The following is a 7373-nucleotide window of genomic DNA, read 5'->3' on the forward strand; positions in this document are numbered from 1 at the left end:
ACGAGGACTTTCTCGAGGCCGGATTCGAGAAGCGCATACTCGAGTTTCGCCTCGTTGCCGTCGGTCCCGTCCGTGCCGCTCGCCCATCCCGCAATGAGGCGTCCCGACGAGAAGGCGCTCGAACGCCGCTCGCCCGAGGCCTGAAACGGGCCAAACGTACCGCCCCCGAGCAGTAGCGCCTCGAGACGCGAGAGCTCCCACGGTGAGGCCACACGCTCAGCCACGAACCGCACATCGCCGTTTGTGGGATCGGAAAAAGCTCGCAGGCGAACGGGGGAAACGTCCTCCATCGTGTCGGGAAGTTGAAGCGTCAGTCCCTTGCCCTCGAGGGTCTGTTCGGGGCCGAGTCGAAGCCGTTCGGTGGGCAGAAGCTGGCCGTAGCCTCGATACTCGAGAAAGTCCTTCACGGTGTTCACCGGGACGGCAAATCCGACCCCCTCGGCGCCGCGAAGCTTCAGTCGGATGACGCCAAGGACGAAGCCTTCGCCGTCGACCATGGGCCCGCCGCTGTTACCGGGATTGACCGTCGCGCTCGTCTGCAGAAAGGAGGGCTCTCCAGAATCGTTGGCACGGCTGGCGGAGACGGCACCTCTGGTAACGGTGACCTGAGGCACGATGTCGTCGACGTCTCCCTTACCGATCTCGACTTTCCGCCCGAAGGGAAACCCGAAGACGCTGACCCCTTGCCCTTTCTCCGTGGCATCGGAGTCTCCGAACGCAAGGTAAGGCAGCTCGGACGCGCTCGTCGAGAGCACCGCGAGATCCAGGTCCGAATCCGTCGCCTCGAGCGTGGCCGGAAACGTCCTGGGCTCCTCGAGAGAACCCGCGCCCACGGACGGGAACACGATCTCGATCCGCTCGACCGCGATACGCACCTCCACCTCGATCCCTCGCACGCGAGTGCGGAACACGTCGCCGCCCACGACGTGGTGGTTGGTCAATACATGGCCATACTCGGTGAACACGAAACCGCTTCCGGTGCCGATCTCGACGTTGCGTTCCTCGATGGTCTCCTTCCAGGCGGAGTCGATCTCCCTTTGGACCGTGCCGATGACCCGTATGAAAACCGTGGCCTGAGTGGGATCCAACGTACGCTCCGCCCGGACGAAGTTCGCAACAAGAAGCATCGAAACCACGATGAAGACGGACGAGCGGCGATTCACGTGCACCCCGACTCATTCTACCGCCAGGTGAGGGAGAAACGCCTCATCGCCAACGGGGGGCATCCCACCACGGCCCCGATCACTGAACCCCGCGAGGAAACGGGGCATCGTGGCCCTCATGATCCGACAACAAGGCAACAAAGGTTTCACGTTGATCGAGGTGCTCGTGGCGATCGCCGTGACCCTCATCATCATGGCTTCGGTCTTCGGGGTTCTCCTGGGCGGCCAGGACAGCTTCCGGCGCGAGAACCAGGTCGCCGACATGCAGATGTCGACCCGATCGGGGCTCGATATGATCGGCCGCGATCTGACGCTCGCGGGATACAAGACGCCCCCGGCTTCGGCCGTCATTTGGAGCGACGGCGGCGGCATCCAGCCCGACGAGGTTACGATCGTCTACGCCGATCCGAACATCCCCATCTCCCGTCCCAAGCAGTGCGGGGCCGGGGGTAAGGGTGGCGGCGGCGGTCCCTGCGGGACGATCGGACGATCTTCGACGCTACTGCTCGACCCAGACACCTTCGACCCCATGCCCGGGGTCGTCGAGGAATCTTACGAGTACGGCATGATGCTGACGGCCATCGAGACCGCGGACTGCAACGGCGACGGTCAAGTGGGGCTGACCCACTTTCACCTCACCCAGGATCCTCAGATGACGACCGCGGGCGGCGAACCGACAGTGCAAATCAACCACAATCCCGGCAACATCGATTCCGAGCTGAACGTGCCCGGGGGATTCAACCACGAGGTCAAGGAAGACTGCGCCGTCGTGGGCATGTTCCGCGTGATTACTTACCGGGTCAGCCCCCCGCCTCCCGTAGGGAACCCGACTCTCGAGCGGAGAGACCTGGGCGATCCGGCGGGATGGATCGCAGTGGCGCACAACATCGAGAACCTCCAGATTCGATACGGCATCGGAAACGACGGCCTGAATCTTTTCGACGTTCCTCCCGTGGCTCCTTCGGACGATCCGCTCACCTGGATCAACCGCGTCGACGTGACGCTGACGGGACGAACGGAGGAGCAAAACCTGAAGGGCGCTACGGCCGGGGCTTTCGATCCCAACGAGATCTACGTCAGGAAGACGGTCTCGAGTCAGGTGGGCCTGCGCAACGTCGTGAACGAAGCCGAAAATCGCGCAACGGCTTTCTGAGATTCACGAGCGGGCAGCTCGCTGAGACTCAACGACTAGACGCAACGACGCGGAAGAGGCAAAGCCCGACGTCAGTCCGCGGGGGCCCCGTTCTCGGGGAACGAGAACACGAGCTTGCTCATGTCGTGGTTGTTGCCGTCCGGATCCGTTCCGTATCCGGGTATGCGGTACTCTTTGAATCCGAGCGGACTCAACACCTCGATTGCATCCTGTTCGAGGTCGGAGATGAGCATCGCCGTGAGATGGCGTAACCCGCGGTCGCGGGCGGCATCCATCAGCAGGTTCACGAGCATCGCCCCCAACCCCACGCCCCGGAAAGCGGGATCGATCAGCCACTTGATCCTTCCCACGAGGCGCAGGGGGCCGAACTCCCGGCGGTGCAGGCTCGCGTCCGCCACGACGCGGGAGCCGTCGAAGGCGAGAAGCGGGAAGACCTTGTCGTAATCGATGTTGTCGGCCCAGCTCTCGACCAGCCCCCGTCGCTCGATCGGATCCCAGGCGAAGCGCCGCCAATCGACGGGTATTCGGAGAAAAAAGTCGTGCAGCACCGACACGTCCATCTCCCGAAAAGGACGGACGAGAACCCGCCTGCCGTCGCGAAGCACGGACGTCATGGGAAAACGATGCGTCGTCATCGAGCCGCTTGTGACGCGGCTACGATATCACAGCTATCTCGTCAGGAGTATCTTCTCGAAAAGCGCGAGCGCCCTGGGGTCACCCGATTGTCCCAGCCAGAAGAACGCCTTCTTCCGCACTTCGGGGTGAGGGTGCGTTTCCGCCACCTCGAGGAGTAAGGGGACGCCCTCATCGGGCGGCAGCTGAGAGAGAGCGAAGACCGCCTTTTCCTTGACCTCGAGCTCGGGGTCGTTCCGCACCGCGGATGCGATGGTCTCGGCGGCAAGCTTTCCTGCCTCCTGCGCGAGCCAGAACAGCGCCTTTTCGCGGGTCTCGGCGTGAGAATCGTTCTTCGCGATCTGAACGAGCTTCTCGGTGGCCCCGTCCGCCTCCGACAGGTGAAGGGCGAACACGATCTTCTCGCGGAGTCCCCGGTCGGTCTCGGTCTCGAGACGCTCCGCAAGCTGTCGGAGCCCACCTTCGCCGCGAGCGGCGCCGAGCCAGAAAAGCGCCTTCTCCTTGACGTCGTGCGAGCCAGCCGTGGCCGCGAGCGCCGACAGGCGTGCGTCCGCCAGAGGCTCCTGGTGAAACGCCATCGCGGTGACGGCGTCCTCCGAGCGGTCGGTATCTCCCTCGCGCGCGAGAGTCTCGAGAAACTCCAGGCTCGAACGAGGAGAGACGGACCTCCACCAGTGAATCGTTTCCCCGGAAGCGTCGATGCGGCACTCGGAATCGAGCGTTCGGATTCTCGCGACCGCCCCAGCCTCGACGCGATACAGCACGAAAAGGTCCGTGCCGGGTGACGAGGTCTGCCGACCGGACCATCCGTGGGCATCGAGCGTCACGACCCCGTTTCCACAGAAGGAATGGCGGCCGGAGATCATCGGCACGGCGTATCCAGCCCAGACGCCGTCTTCCAATGCCAGGACGTCGGCGGCGATGTCGCGCGACTCACCATGCTCCACGAGATTTCCATCCAAAAGCCTGGGGCTCGTCTGGAGCGCGGCCACCACGAAGAGCGACACGAACGGATTCATCGTCTCAAAACCTCCATCAAGAAGTCTCTGGCCTCGGCCGCGTCCATCAGCGAGAGCCAGTGGACTGCCGTTTTCTTGAGCTCGGGGCTCGTTTCCGCGCGGGCGATGGCGACGAGCTCCGTGGCCGCGTCCTGCAGGAAGAGGCTGTGAAGCACTTGCTTCTTCAATTCCTCCGAGCTCTCGTTCTCGTAGATGGCCAGAAGAGCTGCACGGGCTTCGCTACCCCCCGAGACTCCGAGGTCGTGGATCGCGGCCTTGCGCAGCTCTTCGGTCTCCGAGGCATTATTCGCTACCGTTTCGAGTCGCTCGGTATTTCCCGCCACGAAGAGCGCATGAAGGATGCGCTTCTTCATCTCCACGCCGCTCTCTTGCTGAAACAGCTCCCAGAGCGCGTCATCGGCTCCCTCCGCGCCGAGCCGGCTCACCGCGGTCTTACGGAGCTCCTCACTTTGCGAGGGATCGCGCGCCACCGCGAGCAGGTGCTCGCTCGCGCCCGCTACCAGAAAGGCCTGGAGGATCTTCTTCTTGACGTCTTCGGAGCTTTCCCGACCATAGAGCTCCCATAGCTCGGCCGAAGCGTCCATCGTGCCGAGCCAGTGGATGGCTCGGCCGCGAAGCTCAGGGTCGGGCTCCTCCTGGGCGCGCTTCAGAAGCCTCTGCTTCTCCCCCGCGATCATGAACGCGTGAAGCACGTCCGAACGCGCATCGTTGCTCTCGAGGCTTCCATAGAGCTCTTCGAGAAGCGCCAGACTTCTCTCGCTCTCGTGGATGCCGAGGTAACGAATGGCCTTGCGCTGGAGCTCGCCGTCCGCGGTGCTCCTGGCCGTGCGCGCGAGGACGGCGAAGGCCGGCTCCGAGTCCATTTGCGCGAGAACGAAGAGCGCTCGCTCTCTCAGTTTCTCCGACTGACCACCGGTGAGGATCTCCTCCAGGATGGGAATTGCCTCGTCGTCTTTCATATGCATGAGGCCGTTGAGCGCCATGAGCTTGAGCTCGTCGTCGCCAGAGTCGATCTGTCGCGCGGAAACGCCCCGTATCTCGGCGGCGAGCGCGCGAGCGTCGTCCCTCCACCGGCTCTGAGGGAAGCGGCGATCGAGCTCGGAGACGAGCTCCAGCGCCCGCTCGACTTCCCCGGCGCGGTGGTGCGCATAAGCCCGCCACCAAAGGGCCGCGTCGGCGAGGGCCTCGTCCTCCCCGGCTCGCTGAAAGGCCTCGATCGCCCGGGCCCAGTCGCCTCGATCGAGCGCCTGCCTCCCTTCCTGGTAGCTCGCGTTGCCCTCGGCAGACTGGATCCAGGACAAGGAAGCCCTCGCCGAAAGAGCGGCGAGCAGCACCCCCGCGGTTGCCAAACTCAGAAGCCTAATCATGTTTCGTCAGAACCTCCGTATCGTCTTCTCGGAGACGTTCGCCTCCAGGACGCGCAATTTGAAAATGAGATCGCGATCGGCGATGCGAATCGAGAGTCCCTCGAGAGCCTCGGTCGACGTGGGCCCGTGAGCTACATCGAGAAGGAACCGCTCCAGCTCGTCGAGAACGTCGGCGGTAACCACGTCGCCCACTCGCCGGGCCGTCTGCCGATAGAGCCGACTTTCCTGGACGAGGTCCTCCGCCCGCTCGCGTATGGGTAGGTTCTCCGTGCCCTGAGGCCGATTGGCAATCTCGAGCAGAAGGACCTGCGATTCGCGAAGATGATCGCCGAGCGCGAGAAGCAAGATCCGCTCTCGGACTTCCTCGTTCCGGGTGGTCTCCGGCGGAGGAGGGCGTACCGAAAGGCGTCCGGCGAGAAACGTCGCCGCCAGCACAATCGCCGCCGCCGCACCAATCCAGGCCGGCGTTGCCCACCGCCAAGAGGGCCTCGCAAGCCGCGTCTGAAGGCCGGTCCAGACACGAGATCCGTAGTCATCGTCCGGTTCCGGTATCGGAGTCTCCGTGAGCTCGGCGAGCGCCTCTCGCAGCCCATCGAGCTCCGCGCGGCACCGGGGGCACTCAACGACATGCTCACGTTCCTCCGCTCCCGCCTCGTCGTAGAACACGAGCACCAGGTCGTCGTCGCTCAGATGTCTCATGAGTGTGTCCTCACCAGGGGCGCCAGGGTCTTGCGCATCTTCCGCACCGCTCGAAAGAGCGCCTGTTTCGTCGCGCTGACCGTGATGTCGAGACTCCCGCTGATCTCGGCGAGCGAGAGCTCCTGGAAATGACGTAGCACGAACACGGTCCTTTCCATCTCGCTCAGGCTTCCGAGCGCCGACTCGATGCGGTCTCGAACCTGGCGGCCGAACGTCAGGACCTCCTGAGACGCGGTCACCGCCGGCGTCGCGTCGTCTAGTGGAGCCATTCGCTCGTCCGTCCGGCGTCGTCGTCTCAGAACGTCGATCGCGGTGTTCGCCGTCACGCGATATAGCCAGGTGCTGAAGCTGGCTCGAGATTCGAAAGCGTCGAGCTTGCGATAGGCCCGCAAAAACGTCTCTTGCACGGTATCCTCGGCGTCGTCCTCGTTTCGGGTGATGCGGAAGGCCAGCCGAAAGACATCTCGGGCGTGGGTTTGGACGAGGACCGAAAATGCCTCCTCATCGCCGGCCCGGGCCCTCGCCACGAGCTCGTCGGCCACGGCCTGCATTCAACCCCTTTAGACGCAGCCGGGGTGCGTTCGGTTAGCCCCGGCGGTGTTGGCTTGCCGGCGAGCTACTCACGCGCCCGGTATTTCTCGTAGAGCTGCAAGTGCTTGTTTTCGAGGCTTTCGAGCTTTCCCTTGATGAAGAGGTAGCGGATCTGCGTCGCGATCTCCAGGGGATCGCCATCGGTCACGATGAGGTTCGCGACTTTCCCTTCCTCGATGCTGCCGAGCTCGTCGCCCACCCCGAAGAGCTGCGCTGGATAGAGCGTGATGGCTTTCAGCCCCTCTTCGTGCGGAAGGCCGTAGGCGACCGCGTTCCCCACCTCGTAAGGTAGCAGACGCGAGTTCGACGAACTGAAGCTCGCGAAGACTACCCGCACACCCGCCCGGTGGAGCTCGGCGGCGGTGACGAAAGGCTGGTCGTAAGGCTCGTCTTCGTGTCGAGGAAGCTCGAGGGTCGGCCCGAGGATGACCGGAATCTGCTTCTCTGCTAGAACATCCGCGACTTTCCATGCGTCGCGCGCACTGAGGAGAATGAGACGAACGCCCTCCTTGTCGGTAAAGGACACGGCGTCGCGAATACCCCTTTCGTCATCCACCTGGATCATGAGCGGCAGCCGACCATCCACCACGGCGGCGAGTGCCTCGAGCTTCCAGTCCTTTTCCACCGCCTCCCCGCCCAGCTGGTAGCGACGCGCCGCTTCCAGCCAATCGCCGAGCTCGGCGATTCGTCGGTCATATTCTTTCTTCACCTCGGAGAACGGGCGCGTCCCTCTCTCGAAGGTGGCCGG

The 7373-nt window shown here is 63.8% G+C and carries 8 protein-coding genes; 1 reads left to right on the top strand and 7 read right to left on the bottom strand.

The window, feature by feature from the left end:
- The coding region (locus tag VEK15_27060) for a trypsin-like peptidase domain-containing protein (GenBank protein ID HXV64388.1) at positions 1-1163 on the bottom strand (1163 nt) is incomplete at its 3' end.
- Positions 1164-1281: 118 nt separating this feature from the next.
- Here VEK15_27060 and VEK15_27065 point away from each other — a divergent pair.
- Complete coding sequence (locus VEK15_27065; protein HXV64389.1) at positions 1282-2316, top strand: prepilin-type N-terminal cleavage/methylation domain-containing protein; 1035 nt, start codon at positions 1282-1284, stop codon at positions 2314-2316.
- A 71-nt stretch (positions 2317-2387) separates the two neighbouring features.
- On the opposite strand, the gene VEK15_27070 is transcribed toward VEK15_27065, so the two are convergent.
- The 6 genes from VEK15_27070 to VEK15_27095 form a co-directional block, all read right to left on the bottom strand.
- Complete coding sequence (locus VEK15_27070) at positions 2388-2951, bottom strand: GNAT family N-acetyltransferase (GenBank protein HXV64390.1); 564 nt, start codon at positions 2949-2951, stop codon at positions 2388-2390.
- Between the two features lie 33 nt (positions 2952-2984).
- On the bottom strand, positions 2985-3968 hold the full coding sequence (locus VEK15_27075) for a HEAT repeat domain-containing protein (GenBank protein HXV64391.1): 984 nt from the start codon (positions 3966-3968) through the stop codon (positions 2985-2987).
- Positions 3965-5335: a HEAT repeat domain-containing protein gene (locus VEK15_27080; GenBank protein HXV64392.1), complete on the bottom strand. Its 1371-nt coding sequence runs from the start codon at positions 5333-5335 to the stop codon at positions 3965-3967. Before VEK15_27080 ends, VEK15_27075 begins: the two co-directional genes overlap by 4 nt.
- A 6-nt stretch (positions 5336-5341) precedes the next feature.
- A complete protein-coding gene (locus tag VEK15_27085; GenBank protein HXV64393.1) occupies positions 5342-6034 on the bottom strand; it encodes a hypothetical protein in 693 nt (230 codons plus the stop codon).
- Positions 6031-6585, bottom strand: coding sequence for a sigma-70 family RNA polymerase sigma factor (locus VEK15_27090; GenBank protein ID HXV64394.1), 555 nt, complete (start codon positions 6583-6585; stop codon positions 6031-6033). Before VEK15_27090 ends, VEK15_27085 begins: the two co-directional genes overlap by 4 nt.
- A gap of 65 nt (positions 6586-6650) precedes the next feature.
- A partial coding sequence (locus VEK15_27095) for an amidohydrolase family protein (GenBank protein ID HXV64395.1) occupies positions 6651-7373 on the bottom strand: 723 nt, incomplete at its 5' end.

It is taken from the genome of Vicinamibacteria bacterium, from assembly GCA_035620555.1.
In the GTDB taxonomy this organism is placed as follows: Bacteria; Acidobacteriota; Vicinamibacteria; order Marinacidobacterales; family SMYC01; genus DASPGQ01.

Coding starts and splice junctions, on each gene's coding strand:
- VEK15_27065 (HXV64389.1), top strand. CDS start 1,282: ATGATCCGACAACAAGGCAACAAAGGTTTCACGTTGATCGAGGTGCTC.
- VEK15_27070 (HXV64390.1), bottom strand. CDS start 2,951: ATGACGACGCATCGTTTTCCCATGACGTCCGTGCTTCGCGACGGCAGG.
- VEK15_27075 (HXV64391.1), bottom strand. CDS start 3,968: ATGAATCCGTTCGTGTCGCTCTTCGTGGTGGCCGCGCTCCAGACGAGC.
- VEK15_27080 (HXV64392.1), bottom strand. CDS start 5,335: ATGATTAGGCTTCTGAGTTTGGCAACCGCGGGGGTGCTGCTCGCCGCT.
- VEK15_27085 (HXV64393.1), bottom strand. CDS start 6,034: ATGAGACATCTGAGCGACGACGACCTGGTGCTCGTGTTCTACGACGAG.
- VEK15_27090 (HXV64394.1), bottom strand. CDS start 6,585: ATGCAGGCCGTGGCCGACGAGCTCGTGGCGAGGGCCCGGGCCGGCGAT.